The following is a 22,094-nucleotide window of genomic DNA, read 5'->3' as shown; positions in this document are numbered from 1 at the left end:
CCATTCTACCTAGCCGGCTTGAAGCGCCTCACTCCGAGGATCGTCTCCCGAGGATCTCCGCCGCCGGTGGAAGCTGCAGCGTGTCCACCATGTTCGCGAAAGCCGCGGGTTCTAAAGCGCCGGCTCCTTCCGGCAACCCCGCCCACAAGGGACAAGCGCACAGCCTGGGCATCTCTTCAATATTGAGTCGCGTTGCCAGATCAGGATTCTCTGGCAGTGAGCCGCCGATCATGCCCGCTACGTGGATGGCGCGGCGTCGACAAGCTTCCACTGTGAGCTCCGCGAGGTTTAAGGAGCCGAGCCCCATGCTCGCTACCACGATCAACGGTGAGTCGAGCGCTTGCACCAGGTCCGCGAAACTCTCTGACTCGTTGAGGCGCACGAGCAAGCCACCGGCACCTTCAACTAACACCACCGTATCGGGAGCATCGAGCGCGCTGATCTTTTGGGAGAGTTCTTCCACGCTTAGGGCCTCGATGCCTGCTCGCCGCGCAGAAAGGTTCGGCGCCAACGGTTCCGGGTAACAGGCAAAGGTGTGCCCCTCAATCCCAGTGAGCTGATAGATAGTCTGTGCATCACCGTGGCCTTCCGGTTCACCGGTTTGAACGGGTTTCACAGGGATGACATTGAATCCTTCATTTTGGAAGTGTCGCGCCAACGCGGCGGTAGCAATGGTTTTACCGACGTCGGTGTTGGTGCCGGTGACACAAATAATGCTCATCGTTTTGCCTCTACTTCTTCGAGTGCGTCCACCACAGCGGTCATCGCCGAGCAGATCGCATTGATGTGTTCTGCTTCGCAGATAAATGGAGGCATCGTGTACAGCAATTTTCCAAATGGTCGAAGCCATACTCCATGCTCAGTGAGCACTTTGGTTGCAAGACCCATGTCGATGGTCTCATGCATCTCCACCACCCCGATAGCGCCCAAGACTCGAACATCGGCCACCGACGCACGATCGGCGAGCTTCTCAAGGCCGAGCTTCAATTGCTCTTCAATCGCCGCTACTCGTTGCGGTAGTGAGGGATCACCGGCTAAGTCAACAGCTGCACCGGCCACTGCACAAGCCAGAGGATTGCCCATAAACGTAGGCCCGTGCAACAGGGCGCCCCCGCCTTCTGGGCTGCTAATTGCCTTGGCGACGGCATCCGTGGTGATTGTAGCGGCGAGCGACATAAAGCCTCCGGTGAGCGCCTTGCCCACGCAGAGGATGTCGGGCGTGACGCCGGCCGCTTGAGTTGCAAACATCGCACCCGTTCGCCCAAATCCGGTGGCGATTTCGTCAGCGAGTAGAACCAATTCGTGGCGATCGCAGATTTCCCTGAGCGCCACGAGCAGCTCAGGATCATGAAACCGCATGCCTCCCGCACCTTGAACAATGGGTTCAATCGCGATGCCTGCAATGGTCGGATCGATGAGCTCCTCGATGGTGTTTGCGTATTGAGCAATCGCCTCAGCGCTTGCACCACGTTGTGGTGGGTGCGGCGCAAAGACGTTACTCATCACCCGCGAAGACCACATTTCGTGCATCCCACCTTCTGGGTCGCACAGACTCATCGTTGCAAAGGTGTCACCGTGATAGCCGCGGCGCCATGTGAGCATTCGCTTGCGTTCGGGGTGCCCCTTACCACGCTGGTACTGATACGCCATCTTCAGCCCCACTTCCACGGCCACCGATCCTGAGTCGCTGAAGAACACCTTTTCCAAGGGGGCGTCGGTGATGGCGATCAGTTTCCTTGCCAGCTCAACCGCAGGTCGGTGCGTGAGGCCACCGAACATCACATGACTCATCGTGTCAACCTGATGATGGGCTGCGGCCTGTAGTGAGGGGTGTGAGTGTCCATGTGCTGCAGCCCACCAGGAACTCATGCCGTCGATCAGCGATTTTCCGTCTTCGGTACAAAGCCAAATGCCCTGTGCTCGCTCTATGACGATGGGAGGAACGGCCGACGGCATCGGCCCATAAGGATGCCACACATGGGCTGCATCGAATGCAGCGATTTCACTCATTGCAACGTCTCCAAACCTTGGCGAGGCCCGGGCAAGTTTTGCCCGATAACTGGAATTCGCGGGGCTTTTCAGTTCTGAACACAATTGTACTTGAACACCGTTCAAGCCGTGCACAGCAGCCTCCGAGCACGAAGCGTCGCAAGAACTCGAGCAGTGCAGAACCGGAGCTCCTCAAGCGCCAGGAGGCCGATCAGCGCTACCAGTGACTCGGCAGCGTCACCGTCTTGATATAACGCCAAAATTCTTCGGGCGCCGAGTCGCCGATGCCATCGGGCAAGCTGCCAAAAAATGGGGCTCCAGTTTTATTTGACACCTCCATCAGCTTCAACCTTGTGGCGAGGTCTGCATCGACTGGAAGTTTGCCACCAATCACACCAGCCACTTCTGCTCCGCACAAGCGCGCGAAGCGCACCGCTTGCACCGCTAGAGAAACCGCTCCCTCCGCCATACCTGAGACCACCACCAAAGGCGCTTCGAGCTCAGCAGCAACGTCCGCGATCGTTTGATGCCTCAACAAGGGAATACTCAAACCGCCAGACCCCTCCACCACCACCGTCTTCCCTTCTTCGGCGAGTTCACGAACCTTAGCCAACGGGTGCGCCGTACCCGAAAGATCGAGTCCGCGGATTCCGCTGAGCCGTTCAATGGTTCCAATGTCACCTGTGTCGGCAGCCGCTTGAATCCCCTGCAGTCGGGCGATTTTCACCGGGACGACATCACGCCCGCGGGCTTTCAGCACCGAAACTATGGCGGCAGCCGCGGTGGTTTTACCAACGCCGGTGGACAGCCCTGAGACCACAATGATGTTCATTGTCTCCTCCTGTCCACCACTGCCAGAGCCCGTTCGCGCTGTTCTATCTTATAACTTCTTCGTTACTAAGCCGCCTCACTACTGAACCAGGGGTAAGGGGCTACTCCCAGTTCGCCGCAGCGACCACTGCCGGATCTACATCCAAACCGGTCCAAGCAATATTGAGCTGTTCAAGTGGTTCCTCTTGAGACACTTCAATTGCCTGCGCTTTGTAGAGTTCTAACAGTGCAAGAAAGCGGCCAACGATTTGCATGGAAACAGTGCAGCCACGGCTAAGCTCGTCAAAACTCAACCACTTGCCTACCCCGAGCAGCCTCAATGTATTCAGCACCACCCCCGCCTGCTCCGGCACGCTGACTTGCACTTGGTGGATGTGGCTCGTCCCTACTTCCTCGGGCGGCTTCGGGCGGAACACACTCGCGGCAAGGCTAGCGAAGCTCTCCGGTGTGTGCCCCAACTCAACAGGTGGCAAAGAGGTTGCGAACTGCGCTTCAAGCCCCACGGCACGCGGGTACTGGCGCCGCGTCGCTTGCTGCCAGCGCGCGAAGAGTTCGGCCACTTCCCGATACGCTTTGTACTGCAACAATCTGGCAAAAAGGAGATCGCGCGATTCAAGCAGCGCGAGATCCTCGAGGCTGTCCACTTCTCCCCGCGGCAAGAGCCGGGCGGTCTTGAGATCCAACAACGTTGCCGCCACAACAAGAAACTCTGTGACCTCATCAAGCTCCGCCATCGCACCGAGCTCGCGGACATATGCCACGAATTCATCGGTAACTTTTGCGAGCGCAACGTCAGTGACGTCGAGCTTTTTGGCGCTGATGAGCTGCAGCAGCAGATCAAAGGGGCCCTCAAAGTTGTGCAGAACAATTCGGAAACCAGTGATTTCCGGTTGCTCCATAGCTTCCGAAGCCACAGGTTGTCGCCCTAGCCGCCAGTGCGTTCAATAACCTCGCGGGCAAGCTGGCGATATTGCTGCGCGCCCTGAGAGTTCGGAGCCCACGTGATGATGGGTTCCCCTGCGACGGAAGTTTCCGGGAATCGCACGGTGCGGGTAATTACGGTGTCAAACACTCGATCCTCGAACACTTCCACCACCCTCGACATCACCTCGCGGGCATGGGTCGTGCGACGATCAAACATGGTGACCAAGATCCCGATGATTTCCAGGTCAAAATTGAGGCGATCGCGCACTTTCTCAACGGTATCGGTCAGCAAGGCCAATCCGCGGAGTGAGAAATATTCGCACTCCATTGGGATAATGACACCCTGCGAACAGCTCAGCGCATTGACGGTGAGCAAACCAAGCGAGGGCTGACAGTCCAGGATGATGTAGTCGTAATCACGCATCACCGGCCGTAGCGCCCTGGCGAGCGTTTGTTCTCGGCCTACTTCATTCACAAGTTGAATTTCCGCCGCTGAAAGATCGATATTCGCAGGAACCAGATCCAATCCGGCCACGTTCGTCTTGTGGATTGCCTGGTGAATCGAGGTGTGGTGGTCCACCATGAGGTTGTACACGGTGACGTCTAGTTCATCATGCGGCACGCCGAGCCCTGCAGATAGAGCGCCTTGCGGGTCGAGGTCAACCAAAAGCACCTTGCGCCCGGCCTCCGCCAGGCAAGCACCCAAGTTGATGGTTGAAGTGGTCTTCCCCACTCCACCTTTCTGGTTGCACATTGAAAGCACCTTGGCGGGACCGTGACTACTCAGCGGCTTGGGCTCAGGAAACACCCGCACAGGACGCCCGGTGAGCCCGACTTTGCCCTCCGGCTCTTGAAACAGGCCATCCTTGCTCATGTCAACCCTACTTCCTAGACTTCACGCTGTTCCAGCTTTTCGACGTCCCACGCCTGAATTTCATCAGTGTTATTACTAGCAGTCTAGCGGAGTCCAAGCCGCTACTTCTACGTCAAGACTGTGCCCTTGCTTATAGGGTTCATGCTCGTGGGTGGCTGCTTGCCCACACGCTCCGAAGGTTTTCCGCGCTGATATGCGTATAAATCTGTGTGGTGGTTACTGATGCATGCCCGAGCAATTCCTGCACCACGCGAACATCAGCCCCACCCTCGATGAGGTGCGATGCATAACTATGCCGCAGGGTGTGCGGAGAAATGCCCTGGTCCAAACCGGACCGTTCGGCGGCGTGCTTCAGCACATGCCAGGCGCTATTCCTGCTCAGTGCTCGGCCGCGAGTATTCAGAAATGCCGCATGAGAAGTTCCCGTGGCCAAGGCTGGCCGGCCTCTCACCAAATATGCCTGCAAGGCAGCTTTCGCCTTGCTTCCTAGAGGAACGATCCTTTGTTTCCGGCCTTTGCCAGTCACCTTGAGAAGATCTCCGCAATCGCGCAGTTCATCCACGTTAAGTGCCAACGCTTCAGAGATTCGCATGCCGGTACCGTACAGCAGCTCCAAAAGGGCGCGATCTCGCAGATCGACCGGTGTAGCTGATTCTCCAGCAGGTATCGACTCCAACAGGCATTGCACCTGATCAATACTCAAGGTTTCGGGCAAATGCTGGCCGCCACGCGGCGGCGCGACATCCGCGGCCACGTTATTGGCCAGCACGCCTTCTTCCACCGCAAATTTATGCAAACCTCGCACAACGATCAAAGCCCGCGCAACAGAACTGGGAGCCAAAGGGCGCGCCCCCAGTTCTGTGTCCCCTTGCCTTAAAAAGGCAACGTATCTCTGCAACAGGGGCGTGTGTACCTCTGACAGATCTTCAATGCCTTGCGCCTCAAGCCAGCGGAGATAGCGCTGCACATCGCGGCGATAATTGCTCAGGGTGTGTGCGCTCACCCCCTGCTCGACAGCCAAATAACGCAGCCATCGAGTGGCGAGTCGCTGGGCTTGCATCGCAGCTACACCTTCTTCATATCCGGGGTGATGCCTTCACGCTGGCGTCGAAAAGCAAGATGCTCAGGCCGGAGGGTAAACGGTTCGTCTGGGAGCCTAGGAGCCGAAGATCCACTGCGCATGGCATACACACCCAAAATTCCTGCAACTGCCGTGGCGTTCACGATCTCGCCGGAAAGCGCCTTGCTAACCGCCTGATCCAGCGGGCACCAGGAAAGCTCAAGCTCCGCTTCTTCATGCTCGGCCTCCGGGCGCGATTGCTCAGTGAGGCCTCGTGCGATAAAGATACGGATCGATTCCTCGGCAAATCCAGGGCTTGTCACGATGTCACTGAGCAGCGCCCACTCTCGCGCGTGAAGGCCAGCTTCTTCGAAAAGCTCGCGCTTTGCGCATTCCAATGGGTCTTCCTGCGCAACATCGAGCAAACCGGCCGGCAATTCCCACAGGCGCTGCCCAACCGAATGCCGGTACTGGCGGATCAGTGCCACCTCATCGGCATCGTTAATCACCACAATTGCCACCGCACCAAAGTGTTCCACGATCTCCCGGTGCGCTGCGGTGCCACCCGGCATACGCACGTAATCTCGGCGAAGCGCGAGAATTGGGGCGTCCACCAAAAGTTCACTTTCCAGAACCTCAAACTCATGTTGCTGTGACATCTAAGACTTCCCCTTAGCTTTGGCGCTGCAACGCGGCGTTGATCAAACCGGCGAAGAGCGGATGCGGGCGTGTAGGACGAGACTTATATTCCGGGTGCGCCTGCGTTGCAACCATGAATGGGTGGTGTTCACGTGGGTATTCAACAAACTCCACTAGGGTGCCATCCGGCGAGAAACCAGTGAATTCGATCCCGCTGCCCTGGTGAATCTGCTCAATGAACTCGTTATTCACCTCATAACGATGGCGGTGGCGCTCGGAAACGTTCTCGCTTCCGTACAACTCTGCAACCACCGATTCCGGAACAAGACGTGCGGGATAAGCACCCAACCGCATCGTGCCACCCAAATCAGCCTCACCAGAAACCGCAGCATGCTGCTCCGCCATCGTGGCAATTACCGGTGAGTTTGTGTTGGGATCAAACTCTGTGGAGGAAGCATCTTTGATACCAGCATTGCGGGCAGCCTCGAGCACCATGCACTGTAGGCCAAGACAAATGCCAAGCAGCGGAACCTTCTGCTCTCGGGCGTAGCGAATCGCTCCGATCTTGCCCTCAATTCCGCGAACGCCAAAGCCGCCCGGTACGACTATGGCATCCACTTTGGCTAATGCAGCTTCTGCACCTTCAGCCGTCTCGCAGTCATCGGAGGCTACCCACTGAATGTCCGCCTTGGCCTGAGCTCCGAAAGCGCCTGCGCGGACCGCCTCGGCAACTGAGAGATAAGCATCGGGCAAGTCAATGTACTTGCCAACGATTGCCACCTTCACGTGCTGTTTTGGATTGTGAACGCGCTCAAGAAGATCGCCCCACACCTCCCAGTTCACGTCGCGGAACGGCAGTCCGAGCTTACGGATTACGAAGGTGTCGAGGTGCTCCTCGTACAAAACCTTAGGAATGTTATAAATCGAAGGCGCATCTGGGCAGGACACCACGCCTTCTTCCTCAATGTCGCACATCATGGCAATCTTCGCCTTCAATGGAGCCGGCACCTCGCGAACACAGCGCAGGACCACTGAGTCAGGCATGATGCCGATCGCGCGAAGCTCAGCCACGGAGTGCTGGGTTGGCTTCGTCTTCAGCTCTCCAGAGGGAGCAAGGTATGGCACCAATGAGCAGTGGATGAAAAAGACGTTTTCTCGGCCAACCGCCTGGCGAACTTGACGTACGGCCTCCAAGAAAGGCTGCGATTCGATATCGCCCACGGTGCCACCAATTTCGGAGATCACCACGTCGGGCCGATTGCCTTCTGCATCAGGTTCCGCCATCTCAAGAACACGAGCTTTGATCTCATCCGTAATGTGCGGAATCACTTGCACCGTCTTGCCCAGGTATTCGCCGCGGCGTTCCTTGGCAATCACCGAGGAGTACACCTTGCCCGTGGTCACGTTCGCGTTCTTGCTCAGGTTTCGATCAAGGAAGCGCTCATAGTGACCTAAGTCCAAGTCGGTTTCCGCGCCGTCATCGGTGACGAAGACCTCCCCGTGCTCAAATGGGTTCATGGTGCCGGGATCCACATTGAGATAGGGATCCAGCTTCTGCATGGTCACGCTCAGTCCGCGCGCAATGAGGAGCTGTCCGAGACTCGCGGCCGTAAGACCTTTGCCCAGAGATGAGACCACGCCACCGGTGACGAAGATGAATTTACAAGCGCGCTGTTGGCGAGCGGATGGCATATCGAGCCTTCTTTCGGGAAACGTGATCAATTGCATTGAAGGGAACCAAGGCTCCTGCATGTGCCCGCGAAAAGAAAAGTCCGCAGGCACACGATCACTCGTGAAAACCTACGGACTTTCAATATATCATCGCGCCAGGATTTTCTTGCATTGCGCTGGTGAGTAGCATTTAGGTCTCAGGTTGCGCGCTCGCAGTCGTTGTATCGGTCTTCTTGGCTTCTGAAGAGGCTTCCTCGGAGGCAGCCTGCGCACCTGCCGGCGATGGCGAGGCGGCCTCCGCGCTATCAGCAGCACCATAGTCACCTTGAGCCGAATCAAACTGTTCTTTCAGCGCCAGGATTGCTGCAACCTGTGCCCACGCACGCTCAATCGAGTCCACCGTGGATACTTCATCCTGAGAATCTGAACGAAGCAGATCAATGGTGGCACCATCCACTGCCGTGTACACGCCACCGGCCACCACGACGGGGCCACCTTTTTCACGCAGGGCGGATGCGAAGTTTGCTTCCGCTTGAGAGCGGAACGCATTGTCGCCATTGTCACTGTTGTCGAGCAGCAGCACTACTCCCTGCGCAGGCAAGATGGTGTTGTCGGGGTAGTCAATGTACTTGTCTTGGCGAAGCGCCTTCAAAATCACCGCACGGTCAGCGGTGGTGGCTTTTTCCTTGCCGTCCTTGTCCAGGAACAACGCGGCAGCTAACGCCTCTCCTGCATGCGTACCAGCATCCAGCTTGTCTTCAGAAAGCTGGGCGCCTGCTGGCAGCGAATTGGTAACCACGCTCTTGAGCCCGTCTGCCCCATTTTGATCAAAGAAGGAATCTTCCAGCTCGATGGTGCCCGAGTCGATTGCACCTGAAGTCTTCAGCAGGGATTTCACCTGTTCATAGTCTTCATTGGAGGAACCAGGCGCGCGAAGAATTAGAATCGGCTTATCTTGCAACTGGCCCTCCACTGCTTGAGGAGCAACGGCCTTAATAAATTCATCCGCTGTTTGCGCCTGTGCGTTTGCCACCTCAGCTTCTTGCTCTGCATTGTCTCGGGCCGCGACAAGTCCGCCCGCCGCCGGCCCCTGATCGCCGGGGAGGTTTGGAGCCAGAACTAAGGCGCCGGCTGCGATGCCTAGCGCTGCACCCAATCCAACACCCGCGACAACTGCCGCAGTCCGTTTTGAAGATTTAGCCATCACTATCTCGTTTCTCGTTGGGTGCAGTGCCTATTTGAACAGTCCTTGGAACCACAATGCAATGTTGTTCCAGGTTGTGGTGAAGTTCTCCATAAAGCTGCCGTCACCTGTTGAACCGGCAATCAGGACGAACACCGCGGCCGCGATGAGCAACGCCAAAATGGCCCACATCCAGCCAAGTCCGGCACCACCACGCACGGTGTAGAGGTCGATGATATTGCCAGCATCTACAAGCTTCCTATTCACCTTCATGCGAGTGAGCATGGCCGAGGGGGATGCCTCCGGACGTTCTGCAAATACCGCCTCGAGGTCGAATGGGGCACCAACATTGACGATCATCTCAGCGCCGTGGAAGTCCGCCAACAGCAACCCAAGATCGGTTGCTGAATCAACCGCGGCCGGGAAGGTGGTGGCGCCGATGCCCAAATCCTGGATTCTTTCGAGCCCAACCGCATGGCCATCGGGATCAGCGGGCAGTACCACTCGGGCACCGCTACGAAGCGCCTCAGCGCCGATGCCATCAGGATCCCCAACGATAAAATCGGGTCGATAGCCCATTTCAACGAGTGTGTCTGCACCCGCATCCACACCAATGAGTGCAGGTTCAAACTCCCGAATGAAGTTGCGCAATGCCTTCATCTGATCTCGATGTCCGATACCAGCCGACACAACGAGCACCTTCCGGTCTCGGAGCGAAGCACCACTTTCTGGCACGCCGAGACCGTCGATTAGCAAAGGAGCTTCCGAATGAATGAATTGGATGGTATTGCCGAAATATGCCTCCATGCGATCCACGAGGGACTGCTGTGCTTCAGCAAACTTCGCTTCGGCGTCGAGTTGCTGCACCACCTCGCCTCGAGCGACGAGCTTTTCGCCATGGTAGAGCTCACCTTCGTCGGTCAGTCGCGCCTTGCGACCGCTGCGCAGCCCTTCCCACACCGATGCGCCTACCGCCTCCACAAGCACAATGTGGGCATCCAGCAACATCTGGGGACCATAATTCGGTAGTGCTCCCGTGGAAAATCGGGCAACATTGACCACTGCCTTCGGCTGAGCATTGATGAGCTCTTGGGCGAAAGCACGCGAGATATCGGGGGCGTCAATCACCGCAATGTCGCCTGCGGAAAGGCGCTTAAATCCTTTGCTGCCGGGAGAGCAATCTCGGGCCACTGCGTGCAGACCAGGAAGTTCCTCGGAACGGGAGAACAGACTCATGGCGTTCATTGTGGCGGAAAAGCCCAAAGTGTAGAAGTTGCCACGCGGACGAGGAGTAAAAAGAACGTCAACCCCGCATCGCTTCAACCTCTCGCTGCGCCCGCTCCAACAGCTCTCGGGCGTGTGCTTTACCGGTTTCAGTATCGTCCAAACCCGCAAGCATTCGGGATAATTCCTCGGTGCGCTGCTGAGCGTCAAGATTGGATACCCCAGAAGTCACGGACGTTTCGCCAACGTCCTTTGCAACGTGCAAATGCGTGTCCGCATACGCCGCCACTTGGGGGAGGTGCGTGACCACGATGACCTGGTGATGTTGTGCCAACTTCGCTAGACGACGCCCAATCTCCACCGCCGCTTTACCACCGACGCCGGCATCCACTTCATCAAAAACCAGGGTGGTTCCATGCGATCCCGTGCTCAAGATGACTTCCAAAGCGAGCATCACCCTGGAAAGCTCACCTCCGGAAGCCGAGGTGGCAAGCGGTTTGGCTTCCAGCGCGGCGTTCGGTGCCAGCAGGAACTCCACGGCGTCGTAGCCGTGAACTTGCGGGGTTTGCTCGGTGATCCGAACCTCGAATCGTGCCTTCGGCATCGCAAGCCCTTGAAGTTCTTGGCTAACCAGGCGACCTAAGTGTTGGGCTGCGCTCACTCTCGCTGCGCTCACTCGGGCACCGAGGGATTCCATACGACTTTGGGCCTGCTCAACTTCTCGCTGCAACGCCTCCAGAGCCTCCGGTGATGCATCGAGCTGTGCGAGTTTCTGCTCGGCTTTGGCAAGCCACAGCAACACGCCGTCGATATCAGGAGCATATTTCCTGGTGAGTTTCTTAATGTCTTGCTGGCGTTGCAGCAATTGTTCTAGTTGTTCAGAATCTGCGGGTAAGCCACCAAGAAATCGGCCCAGCTCGCCGGACAGTTCAGACAGTTCACTACTGACCGCGTCCAAACGCTGCGCAATGGAGGCAAGCTCAGACTCTTCCACACCAATCAGCGCACTATGCGCCAGGCCCACGGCATCCGAGGCGCCGCCAGGGGTGTCTCCGCCGAAATCCCCCAAAACTTCAGCACCGTCAATAGCTGCCAACGCACTACTCGCGGCTTCTTTCAGCGCATCCAGGCCTTCCAACTTTCGGATAGTGGACACCAGCTCTTGGTCTTCACCTGGCTGCGGATCCACTGCTTGAATCTCGTCTATCGCAAACTGCAAGCGATCAGACTCGAGGGCCAGTTCCTGACGCGAGCGAAGCTTTTGTTCGTATTCTTTGGATAACTTCCGCCAACGGCGAAAAGCGTCAGTGTACTCCCTGAGGATCGGTCCGATTTTTGGTTCAAAACGATCCAGAGCCTCGCGCTGCCGGTCGGCATTGAGCAGTCGCAATTGATCGTTTTGACCGTGGATCGTGAGCAATTGCTCGGTGAACTGCGCCAGCGTTGCGGCTGGGGTTGAGCGTCCACCAAGATAGGCACGCGACCGGCCCTGCGCACTTACCGAACGCAGAGCGATAACTTCTCCGGCTTCGTCGACGGCTCCACCAGCGTCCTCCAACACTGCGAGCGCCGACTCGCGATCCTGCTCGGCCAAAGAATCGACCAAGAAACGCCCCTCAGCAACGGCTTTGTCCGCACCACTTCGCACCCTCGATGCATCCGCGCGCCCGCCACACAATAGGCGCAGACCGGTTACCACCATTGTTTTGCCTGCGCCGGTTTCACCGGTAAGTACGGTGAGCCCTTCGCTGAGTTCAAGCGTGGATTGTGGGATGACGCCGAGGTTTTCGATGGTCAGATCCGCAAGCATGAGCTAGATGCTACCGCAAGCGCTCGGGAAATTCATAGAACGAACGTTCCAAAGTTGGAAAGTTGTTCGTTCGGGGGAAACCCCAGTGCAATGTTTATTTCGGACCGCGCCAACCTTGAACCGGGAGGCGGAGTTTCGTCACGAGGCGATCGGTAAACGGCAGGTTGTCTAGGCGCACCCAGCGCACAGGCAGGCTGCCCTTTTCCACTTCCACTCGACTTCCCGCTGGCATTTCAATCCGCCGGAAACCGTCCATCACCGCAACTGCCGGGAAGGCGTCTGCTTGGGACTCGATGGCCACCCTGGAATGTGGACTCACCACGAGGGGCTTGGTAAATAAGGCGTGCGCATTATTCGGGACCACCAAGATGGCGTCTAATGCGGGCCACAACACCGGACCACCAGCGGAAAAGGCGTAGGCAGTCGAGCCTGTAGGGGTAGAGACGATAATGCCATCGCATCCAAATGAGCTCACCGGACGAGCGTCAATTTCCAACGTAGCGTCCAACACGCCTTGCCGCACCTTATTTTCAACGCTGACCTCATTGAGAGCCCAGCTCCTGCCCAGCTCTACACCATCTGGGTCGCGTACCACCACGTCGATAGTCATGCGGTCTTCGATGCGATAGTCACCGTCGGTCACTCGGCGCACCGCCTCATCAAGTGCGTCTTGCTCCCATTCCGCCAAAAAGCCTACGTGGCCCAAGTTGATTCCCAGGACTGGGAGGTCGGCGTCGTGAGCGAGATCGGCTGCCCGCAGGAACGTACCGTCACCGCCAAGCGCCATCACGAGTGCGACACCGTCGGTAGCGCCACCTAGCTTGCTCACCCGTTTGCACTGCGCGAGAACTGGGTGCTGATTCACTATCTCGTCTTCCGCCTTCGCCAGCACTCGGACACCTATGCCTGCATCAGTCAAAAGCTCTGCCGCGAGTCCAGCAGTAGAAACATTTGAGGGCCGACCTGTGTGCAGCACCAGCAGCACTTCGCGGGGCTGCTGACTGCAGTATTGAGAATCGTGTGACATCTAGGCCGGGCCTTCCTTTACTGCGCGACGTACCTGTTCCAGCAGTACATCTTCGGACAGGGTGTGGCTGCCGCCGTCCTTGCGCAACCATAAAAAGTATTCCACGTTTCCTGAAGGACCGGGAAGAGGTGAAGCGATAACTCCACGCAAACTTGCACCTAGGGATTGCGCAAAGCGGGCGACCTCCACCACCACTTCTGCACGGATGTCGGGACTTCTCACCACGCCGCCGGATCCAAGGCGTTCTTTACCTACTTCGAACTGCGGTTTGACCATGGGGAGCAGGTCTGCGCCTTCCGCCATGCATTCGAGTATTGCTGGCAGCACGAGTTTGAGGGAAATAAAAGAAAGATCCCCGACCATCAGCGTCATCTCGGCGCCAAGCATTGCTGGAGTCAGATGCCGAATATTCGTGCGATCCAGTACCTCGACGCGTGAATCGTTTTGCAGGCGCCAAATGAGCTGACCATAGCCCACGTCCACGGCCCAGACTCGCTCGGCACCTTTTCTGAGCACAACATCGGTGAAGCCACCGGTTGATGCACCAGCGTCGAGTACTTTTTTACCCTGCACACTCAGGCCGTCGGACTCGAAAGCTTCCAAGGCACCCAGAAGTTTATGAGCACCCCGCGAGGCCCAATCGTCAATATCGCCGCCTTCCACCCGAATGGAAACATGACTTTCGACTTGTGTCGCGGGTTTGGTGGCCTTGATGCCTTGAACGAACACTCGCCCCTCACGGATCAACTGCACTGCTTGTTCCCTAGAGCGAGCGATCTTTCGCTTTACCAATTCAGCATCGAGCCTGCGCCTTACGGTCATGCAGCCCTCCTTATTGCAGCGCCTGATGGAGCAATGCATGCGCTTGCTGCAGCATTGCCACTTCTTTTTCGGGTTCAGCCTCGGCCCTGTTCAGCAGGGACTCAACGGAGGATTCCAGCTCATCTGTATGAGGCTTTTTGGCCGCAATATCCAATGGCGAGGGACCAGTTTTGCGATCCATCTGAACCCTATACCCACGTGTCCATTGCCGCGGCCGCCACGTCGCCTTCTGGGCGTACCGATCCTTCAAAGGAAGAGTCCAGCTCCCAGGCAACCGACAACACAGTTCGAAGTGCATCCACACCACTGGTGTCGGGTTTGCCTCCCCGAAGTACAATGTCGTCGCCGTCACGCACTGCCTCAAATCCGGATTGTGCTGCGGGGATCAGGCTGGTCGGTTTCTCATTGAGTCCACGTAGATCCTCAGCGATGTACGTTGGACGTTCATCCGCGTGAGCCCGCAGTAAAGCCCAGTGACGAGATACCCCTGTGAGCACATGCAGCACGGGAATTTGCGCAGCGACAGCTCCAGCAATATCAGTATTGAGTCTATCGCCGATGGCCAATGGTGCTGTTGCGTTAAACCTTCTCACAGCGCTGTGAAACATTGCTGGTTCCGGTTTTCCCGCAGATTCCGGATGGACACCGGTAGCACTCACAACAGCAGCGACCATCGATCCGTTCCCAACGCAAAGACCGCGCTCTGTGGGCAGAGTGGTATCAAGGTTCGAAGCAAAGTACGACGCACCATTTCTGATTGCGAGCGTGGCCTCTGACAGCTCCGCCCAACCAGTAGCCGGATTATGTCCATGCAACACTGCCTCGGGATCGTCATCGGCCGAATCAACCACCTTCAACCCAGCCTCCCGAGCCAGTTCTTTGAAGGATTCGCTGCCGAGTACTAGCACTTTTGCTTGCTTTTCGACGCTCCCCGCAACTATCTCAATAGCGGCCTCGGCTGAGGTCAGTACTTGATTCCGAGCGGTAGGCAGGCCGATGTCACTGAGCATCCGTGCCACCACAGCGGGGCCACGAGAAGCATTGTTAGTGATGTACACCAACTGTGCATGCGCTGCGTTGAGGCTCTCGACAGCGCCTGGGAGCGCCTGACCACCTTCCCAAACTGTACCGTCGAGATCCAGGAGGAAGGCGTCGAAGGAGGTGTGCAAGCTCATTTATGCCTCATTGTCTGCGTTGAGTTCTTCAACCCGAGCGCGGGCGTCCGTATGCTCATCGATATCTTGCTCTACTGCCACTTGAAACCATTCCTTGGCTGCAGTCGCGTCACCATTGGCGAGAAGAACATCAGCATAGGCGTAGGAGAGGCGTGCTGCCGTTAGCCCGGAGGCCCGCCGGTCAGGATTTACGCGCTGGAGGGTCACCAAGGCCGATTCCTTTTGCCCAAGATCCATCCGAGCCCCTGCACTGACGATGGCGAGCTCAACTCGAGTATCGGAATCGAGCTGATCCGGGTTCACCTCGTTTGCAATCTCGATAGCCTTCTGCGGGCGCCCCAATCCACGCTCAGCGTCGGCCATCACTGCCACCAACCCTGGGCCAGCACTCATACGACGTGCGGCCCGCAACTCCGACACAGCCTCTTTCCACTCACCAGCGTGGTAAGCGGCAATACCTGCCGTTTCACGAACCACAGCTACTCGACCCGCTCGGTCCTTTGCTGCACGCGCGTGGCGGAGTGCTAATTGGGGATCGTCCTGCATCAGGGTAGCTGCCATGATGAGGTGCTGGGCCACCGTGTGAGCATTGTCCTTTGACAACACTTTGAGATCCTGAAGCACCATCGGATCCAAATCCCGCACATCGATATCGCCGGGCAGGTCAGGATCATTCTGACGATTATTGATTCGCTCCTCACGGAATCCCGATCGCTGAGGTCTGGAGAATTTCCGATCTCGATCTTGACCACCTCTTTGAGCGTGATGGCGCTTGTCTTTGGGCCGGGACGAACGATCCTTGTGGTCACCCCGTTCATGGCGTCGCCCACCACGGTGTTCTGCAGGTCTATCGGATCGGCGCGGACGATCGCTGCGCTTGGAATAATCTTGGTTGCCCATTGGATTCCTCAAGGAGTTAAATCGTTGATAATACAGCAAAAGAGCGTGGCGTAGGATGAAGGCTTTACCATCATCACTACACCACGCTCCATCGTTGCACTTTGAAGTTGTTGGTCGGCGGTGTCTTACTCTCCCACACCCTCCCGGGTGCAGTACCATCAGCGCTGTCGGGCTTAGCTTCCGGGTTCGGAATGGGTCCGGGCGTTGCCCCGATGCTATAACCACCGACACGTTCTTGTGTGTGTTGGGTGTGCATGCACAGGCGGTGTTGTGTCAGTGACTGCATAGTGGACGCGGGTGATTGTGTGTTGTTTTGCGGGGTGTGTTGTTTTTTGGGTTTGGTTGTTTTGCGGGTTGTGTTTGGTGTGTTGTTCGGTGGATTAGTACCAGTCACCTGCATGACCTTGCGGTATGTCCAGTTCTGGCCTATCAACCCGGTGGTCTACCGGGCACCTGATATTGAAACCTCATCTTAAAACAGGCTTCCCGCTTAGATGCTTTCAGCGGTTATCCCTTCCGTACGTAGCCAACCAGCCGTGCCACTGGCGTGACAACTGGCGCACTAGAGGTACGTCCGTCCCGGTCCTCTCGTACTAGGGACAGCCTTCTGCAAGTTTCTACGCGCGCGGCGGATAGAGACCGAACTGTCTCACGACGTTCTAAACCCAGCTCGCGTGCCGCTTTAATGGGCGAACAGCCCAACCCTTGGGACCTACTCCAGCCCCAGGATGCGACGAGCCGACATCGAGGTGCCAAACCATCCCGTCGATATGGACTCTTGGGAAGATCAGCCTGTTATCCCCGGGTACCTTTTATCCGTTGAGCGACACCACTTCCACTCGTCGATGCCGGATCACTAGTCCCGACTTTCGTCCCTGCTTGAGTTGTCACTCTCACAGTCAAGCTCCCTTGTGCACTTACACTCACCACCTGATTGCCAACCAGGCTGAGGGAACCTTTGGGCGCCTCCGTTACTGTTTAGGAGGCAACCGCCCCAGTTAAACTACCCACCAGGCACTGTCCCTGACCCAGATCATGGGCCGAGGTTGATAGATACCCAATTCGATCAGAGTGGTATTTCACCTGTGACTGACACTCCCACTGGCGTGGTGTGCTGATAACGTCTCCCACCTATGCTACACAAACCGAACCGAATATCAATACCAAGCTATAGTGAAGGTCCCGGGGTCTTTTCGTCCTGCCGCGCGTAACGAGCATCTTTACTCGTACTGCAATTTCACCGGGCCTGTGGTTGAGACAGCAGGGAAGTCGTTACGCCATTCGTGCAGGTCGGAACTTACCCGACAAGGAATTTCGCTACCTTAGGATGGTTATAGTTACCACCGCCGTTTACTGGGGCTTAAATTCTCCGCTTCGAACCCCACAGGGGTTCTAACAGGTCCTCTTAACCTTCCAGCACCGGGCAGGCGTCAGTCCGTATACATCAACTTCCACGTTTTCGCACGGACCTGTGTTTTTAATAAACAGTCGCTTCCCTCTATTCTCTGCGACCACCAAACACCAACCAACCGCATGGGCTGGTGATCTTCGGTGGCCCCCCTTCTCCCGAAGTTACGGGGGCATTTTGCCGAGTTCCTTAACCACAGTTCACCCGTTCGCCTGAGTATACTCTACTTGACGACCTGTGTCGGTTTGGGGTACGGGCTCACAACATCCTCGCTAGAGGCTTTTCTCGACAGTCCAGGATCACCACCTTCCCCACTCATAGTGGGATTCGTATCACGCCTGACCCATGATGCCTACCGGATTTGCCTAGTAGGCGGGCTGCACGCTTACACCACGAAAACCAGCCTCGTGGCGTGGCTACCAACCTGTGTCACCCCATCGCTTGACTACTACCAATGAAGGTCCCACGCACACCCAACACCACACAACCACAAGTGGTTGTTGCGGGTTGGGGTGGGTGGTTAGTACCACTGCTTCGTCATGGACGGCTGTTGTGAGGTACCAGAATATCAACTGGTTGTCCATCGACTACGCCTGTCGGCCTCGCCTTAGGTCCCGACTCACCCTGGGAAGATTAGCTTGACCCAGGAACCCTTCGTCATTCGGCGGAGCAGGTTTTCACTGCTCATTCGTTACTCATGCCTGCATTCTCACTCGCGCACACTCCACACCACGATCACTCGGATGCTTCCACGCAGTGCACGACGCTCCCCTACCCAACACACCACAACAGGTGTGTTGCCGCGGTTTCGGCGGTGTACTTGAGCCCCACTACATTGTCGGCGCAGAACCACTCGACCAGTGAGCTATTACGCACTCTTTCAAGGATGGCTGCTTCTAAGCCAACCTCCTGGCTGTCTTCGCGATCCCACATCCTTTTCCACTTAGTACACCCTTAGGGGCCTTAACCGGCGATCTGGGCTGTTTCCCTTTCGACCAACGGAGCTTATCCCCCGCAGTCTCACTGCTGTACTAGCATTCACTGGCATTCGGAGTTTGGCTGACATTGCTAAGATGGTAGTCCCGCTCAACCAACCAGTCGCTCTACCTCCAGGAAGCACCATACAACGCTGCACCTAAATGCATTTCGGGGAGAACCAGCTATCACGGAGTTTGATTGGCCTTTCACCCCTACCCACAGCTCATCCCCTCAGTTTTCAACCTAAGTGGGTTCGCGCCTCCACAACCTCTTACAGCTGCTTCACACTGGCCATGGGTAGATCACTCCGCTTCGGGTCCAGGACATGCCACTAACACTCACCCTAGTTAGGATTCGCTTTCGCTACGGCTACCCACACTCATGGTTAACCTCGCGACATGCCGCTGACTCGCAGGCTCATTCTTCAAAGGCACGCCATCACCACCCACACACCCCACAACAGGGCACGCAAGCACGGCTCTGACGGTTTGTAAGCACACGGTTTCAGGTACTCTTTCACTCCTCCGGGTACTTTTCACCATTCCTCACGGTACTACATCCGCTATCGGTCATTTCGAGATTTAGGCTTACCGGGTGGTCCCGGCAGATTCACAGCAGATTCCACGAGCCCGCTGCTACTCGGGGTATAACACATGGCCCAACACCACCAACACTGCATTCACGTACAGGACTCTCACCTTCTCCGGCAGGCGATTCCACACCACTTCCGCTTACAGCATCAATCATGCTCTCGTGTCATGCCACCACGAACAGCCACGCCCCACAACACCACACACGCAACCCTGGCACAGGTATCACACGCATACGGTTTAGCCTCATCCACGTTCGTTCGCCACTACTAGCAGAATCACAATTGTTTTCTCTTCCTGTAGGTACTGAGATGTTTCACTTCCCTACGTCTACCCCCACTAGCGCTATGCATTCACACTAGGGTCACCACCAATCACAGTGGCCAGGTTTCCCCATTCGGACACCCTCGGATCAACGCTTGATTGACAACTCCCCGAGGCCTATCGCGGCCTTCCACGTCCTTCATCGGCTCGAAATGCCAGGCATCCACCGTGTGCCCTTCCAACACACACCAACCACCACAACGGCAGCCAGTCATGCACCGGACACAACGAATCAACCACACCTGCCACAGCAAGCGCGGTCACACACAAACAAACAAACCTTCACACACCACAACCACACACACAGTGATGGTCATAGCACAACAAACAATACTTAATTCACAGAATAAAGAATTACTCGCGTCCACTATACAGTTCTCACACAACACCACCACACACCAACCAACCACCACACAGGCAGCCAGCACAGTGTGCCATGATCCAACAAGGACAATCGTGTTGCCCCAGACACCCAACAGCGCACCAATACCCACACACCCCAACCACACCGGCGGGACGACAAAACTTTTGTTGCTCTACTCATACTGCTTGCCCATTGCGCACACGCTGATCCATCACCACCACATCCGTGCATCCGGTGCACACGCGGTGATCATGCCCATGTGTGATCTCCACCCGGGTAGCACCACACCACCACACACCAACTACTGGCGCGGGGCATCAACCTGTGAGCACCACATTCAACAAAAAGAGAAAAATAAAATACTGCTCCTTAGAAAGGAGGTGATCCAGCCGCACCTTCCGGTACGGCTACCTTGTTACGACTTCGTCCCAATCGCCGACACCACCTTCGACCACTCCCCACACACGGTGGTTGGGCCATGGGCTTCGGGTGTTACCAACTTTCATGACGTGACGGGCGGTGTGTACAGGCCCGGGAACGTATTCACCGCAGCGTTGCTGATCTGCGATTACTAGCGACTCCGACTTCATGGGGTCGAGTTGCAGACCCCAATCGAACTGAGGTGGCTTTCAGCGATTCGCTCACTCACAGGTTCGCTGCGCGTTGTACCGACCATTGTAGCATGTGTGAAGCCCTGGACATAAGGGGCATGATGATTTGACGTCATCCCCACCTTCCTCCGAGTTCACCCCGGCAGTCTCTCATGAGTCCCCACCATCACGTGCTGGCAACATAAGACAAGGGTTGCGCTCGTTGCGGGACTTAACCCAACATCTCACGACACGAGCTGACGACAACCATGCACCACCTGTACACCAACCACAAGGGAAACTACATCTCTGCAGCGATCTGGTGTATGTCAAGCCCAGGTAAGGTTCTTCGCGTTGCATCGAATTAATCCACATGCTCCGCCGCTTGTGCGGGCCCCCGTCAATTCCTTTGAGTTTTAGCCTTGCGGCCGTACTCCCCAGGCGGGGCGCTTAATGCGTTAGCTACGGCACAGAAGTCGTGGAAGACCCCACACCTAGCGCCCACCGTTTACGGCATGGACTACCAGGGTATCTAATCCTGTTCGCTCCCCATGCTTTCGCTCCTCAGCGTCAGTTACTGCCCAGAGACCTGCCTTCGCCATCGGTGTTCCTCCTGATATCTGCGCATTCCACCGCTACACCAGGAATTCCAGTCTCCCCTACAGCACTCAAGTTATGCCCGTATCGCCTGCACGCCCGGAGTTAAGCCCCGGAATTTCACAGACGACGCGACAAACCACCTACGAGCTCTTTACGCCCAGTAATTCCGGACAACGCTCGCACCCTACGTATTACCGCGGCTGCTGGCACGTAGTTAGCCGGTGCTTCTTCTCAAGGTACCGTCACAAAACGCTTCGTCCCTTGCGAAAGAGGTTTACAACCCGAAGGCCGTCATCCCCCACGCGGCGTCGCTGCATCAGGCTTGCGCCCATTGTGCAATATTCCCCACTGCTGCCTCCCGTAGGAGTCTGGGCCGTATCTCAGTCCCAATGTGGCCGTCCACCCTCTCAGGCCGGCTACCCGTCGCCGCCTTGGTAGGCCATTACCCCACCAACAAGCTGATAGGCCGCGGGCCCATCCCACACCGAAAAAACTTTCCACCACAATCACTACATCATGGTCCTATCTGGTATTAGACCCAGTTTCCCAGGCTTATCCCAAAGTGCAGGGCAGGTCACCCACGTGTTACTCACCCGTTCGCCACTCGAGTACCTTGCAAGCAAGGCCTTTCCGTTCGACTTGCATGTGTTAAGCACGCCGCCAGCGTTCGTCCTGAGCCAGGATCAAACTCTCCACAAAAAAACAAGCACAAAACACTCGTTCCAAAGGCTCGTGAAAAGCCCAAACCTAACCAAACAAACGATGACACAACATCATCATTTTTTTAAAAAAACATACAGGGCAATCAGTGCATCAAACGCGCAGCGGGTCTTGACGAGACAACCAACCACACACACCAACCACCCCAGCACTACCATCACGCACCACCAACAAGCAGCACCATGACACCAGCACACAACCGGCACCACACACCACCAACGATGCGCAACAAGCAGCACAACAACAAAAATAAAAGTATTGGCACACTATTGAGTTCTCACACAACACTGCTCACTGGCTTTATCGAGCCTTATGAGCAACGGATTTAGAAAGTAACATAGAAGTTAACATTCCGTCAACCATGTCTTTCAAAAATCTTTCGCTACAGTCT

16 protein-coding genes and 3 rRNA genes are annotated in these 22,094 nt (G+C 56.5%); all 19 read right to left on the bottom strand.

Annotated elements, in window-relative coordinates:
• Positions 1-28 precede the first annotated feature (28 nt).
• The gene (gene bioD / locus CGERO_RS05220; protein WP_123933909.1) at positions 29-721 is read right to left on the bottom strand and encodes a dethiobiotin synthase; all 693 of its coding nucleotides are present in this window, start codon (positions 719-721) and stop codon (positions 29-31) included.
• A complete protein-coding gene (locus tag CGERO_RS05215; protein WP_123933907.1) occupies positions 718-2,010 on the bottom strand; it encodes an adenosylmethionine--8-amino-7-oxononanoate transaminase in 1,293 nt (430 codons plus the stop codon). The genes bioD (CGERO_RS05220) and CGERO_RS05215 overlap by 4 nt, the downstream gene beginning before the upstream one ends.
• 196 nt (positions 2,011-2,206) lie before the next feature.
• Positions 2,207-2,821 (bottom strand): ATP-dependent dethiobiotin synthetase BioD, encoded by a 615-nt coding sequence (gene bioD, locus CGERO_RS05210; RefSeq protein ID WP_123933905.1) that lies wholly within the window; start codon positions 2,819-2,821, stop codon positions 2,207-2,209.
• A 100-nt stretch (positions 2,822-2,921) separates the two neighbouring features.
• Positions 2,922-3,719, bottom strand: coding sequence for a segregation and condensation protein A (locus CGERO_RS05205; RefSeq protein ID WP_123935961.1), 798 nt, complete (start codon positions 3,717-3,719; stop codon positions 2,922-2,924).
• Positions 3,720-3,745: 26 nt separating this feature from the next.
• A complete protein-coding gene (locus tag CGERO_RS05200) occupies positions 3,746-4,618 on the bottom strand; it encodes a ParA family protein (RefSeq protein WP_123933903.1) in 873 nt (290 codons plus the stop codon).
• A 139-nt stretch (positions 4,619-4,757) separates the two neighbouring features.
• Positions 4,758-5,678, bottom strand: coding sequence for a site-specific tyrosine recombinase XerD (locus CGERO_RS05195; RefSeq protein WP_123933901.1), 921 nt, complete (start codon positions 5,676-5,678; stop codon positions 4,758-4,760).
• 5 nt (positions 5,679-5,683) lie between these two features.
• On the bottom strand, positions 5,684-6,337 hold the full coding sequence (locus CGERO_RS05190) for an NUDIX domain-containing protein (RefSeq protein ID WP_123933899.1): 654 nt from the start codon (positions 6,335-6,337) through the stop codon (positions 5,684-5,686).
• A gap of 13 nt (positions 6,338-6,350) precedes the next feature.
• Positions 6,351-8,009, bottom strand: coding sequence for a CTP synthase (gene pyrG, locus CGERO_RS05185; RefSeq protein WP_123935959.1), 1,659 nt, complete (start codon positions 8,007-8,009; stop codon positions 6,351-6,353).
• Positions 8,010-8,178: 169 nt separating this feature from the next.
• Entirely contained in the window at positions 8,179-9,192 is a 1,014-nt protein-coding gene (locus CGERO_RS05180) for a copper transporter (RefSeq protein WP_123933897.1), read from the bottom strand.
• Between the two features lie 30 nt (positions 9,193-9,222).
• Positions 9,223-10,416 (bottom strand): putative cytokinetic ring protein SteA, encoded by a 1,194-nt coding sequence (gene steA / locus CGERO_RS05175; RefSeq protein WP_123933895.1) that lies wholly within the window; start codon positions 10,414-10,416, stop codon positions 9,223-9,225.
• Positions 10,417-10,474: 58 nt separating this feature from the next.
• Entirely contained in the window at positions 10,475-12,205 is a 1,731-nt protein-coding gene (gene recN / locus CGERO_RS05170; RefSeq protein WP_123933893.1) for a DNA repair protein RecN, read from the bottom strand.
• Positions 12,206-12,299: 94 nt separating this feature from the next.
• The gene (locus CGERO_RS05165) at positions 12,300-13,232 is read right to left on the bottom strand and encodes an NAD kinase (protein ID WP_123933891.1); all 933 of its coding nucleotides are present in this window, start codon (positions 13,230-13,232) and stop codon (positions 12,300-12,302) included.
• Positions 13,233-14,054 (bottom strand): TlyA family RNA methyltransferase, encoded by an 822-nt coding sequence (locus tag CGERO_RS05160; protein WP_123933889.1) that lies wholly within the window; start codon positions 14,052-14,054, stop codon positions 13,233-13,235.
• A gap of 10 nt (positions 14,055-14,064) precedes the next feature.
• Positions 14,065-14,235, bottom strand: a complete 171-nt coding sequence (locus tag CGERO_RS10670) for a hypothetical protein (RefSeq protein WP_164470267.1) — start codon at positions 14,233-14,235, stop codon at positions 14,065-14,067.
• A 7-nt stretch (positions 14,236-14,242) separates the two neighbouring features.
• A complete protein-coding gene (locus CGERO_RS05155) occupies positions 14,243-15,229 on the bottom strand; it encodes an HAD-IIA family hydrolase (RefSeq protein WP_123933887.1) in 987 nt (328 codons plus the stop codon).
• Complete coding sequence (locus CGERO_RS05150) at positions 15,230-16,186, bottom strand: tetratricopeptide repeat protein (protein ID WP_377017540.1); 957 nt, start codon at positions 16,184-16,186, stop codon at positions 15,230-15,232.
• Between the two features lie 55 nt (positions 16,187-16,241).
• A 5S ribosomal RNA gene (gene rrf, locus CGERO_RS05145) occupies positions 16,242-16,358 on the bottom strand.
• A gap of 130 nt (positions 16,359-16,488) precedes the next feature.
• Positions 16,489-19,620 (bottom strand): 23S ribosomal RNA (locus CGERO_RS05140).
• A gap of 546 nt (positions 19,621-20,166) precedes the next feature.
• A 16S ribosomal RNA gene (locus CGERO_RS05130) occupies positions 20,167-21,682 on the bottom strand.
• Together the 16S, 23S and 5S rRNA genes form the textbook arrangement of a ribosomal RNA operon.
• Positions 21,683-22,094: the final 412 nt, after the last annotated feature.

Origin of the sequence: Corynebacterium gerontici, from assembly GCF_003813985.1 — a bacterium.
GTDB classification, from domain to species: domain Bacteria; phylum Actinomycetota; class Actinomycetes; order Mycobacteriales; family Mycobacteriaceae; genus Corynebacterium; species Corynebacterium gerontici.
This window is presented reverse-complemented; position numbering and strand designations above follow the sequence as displayed.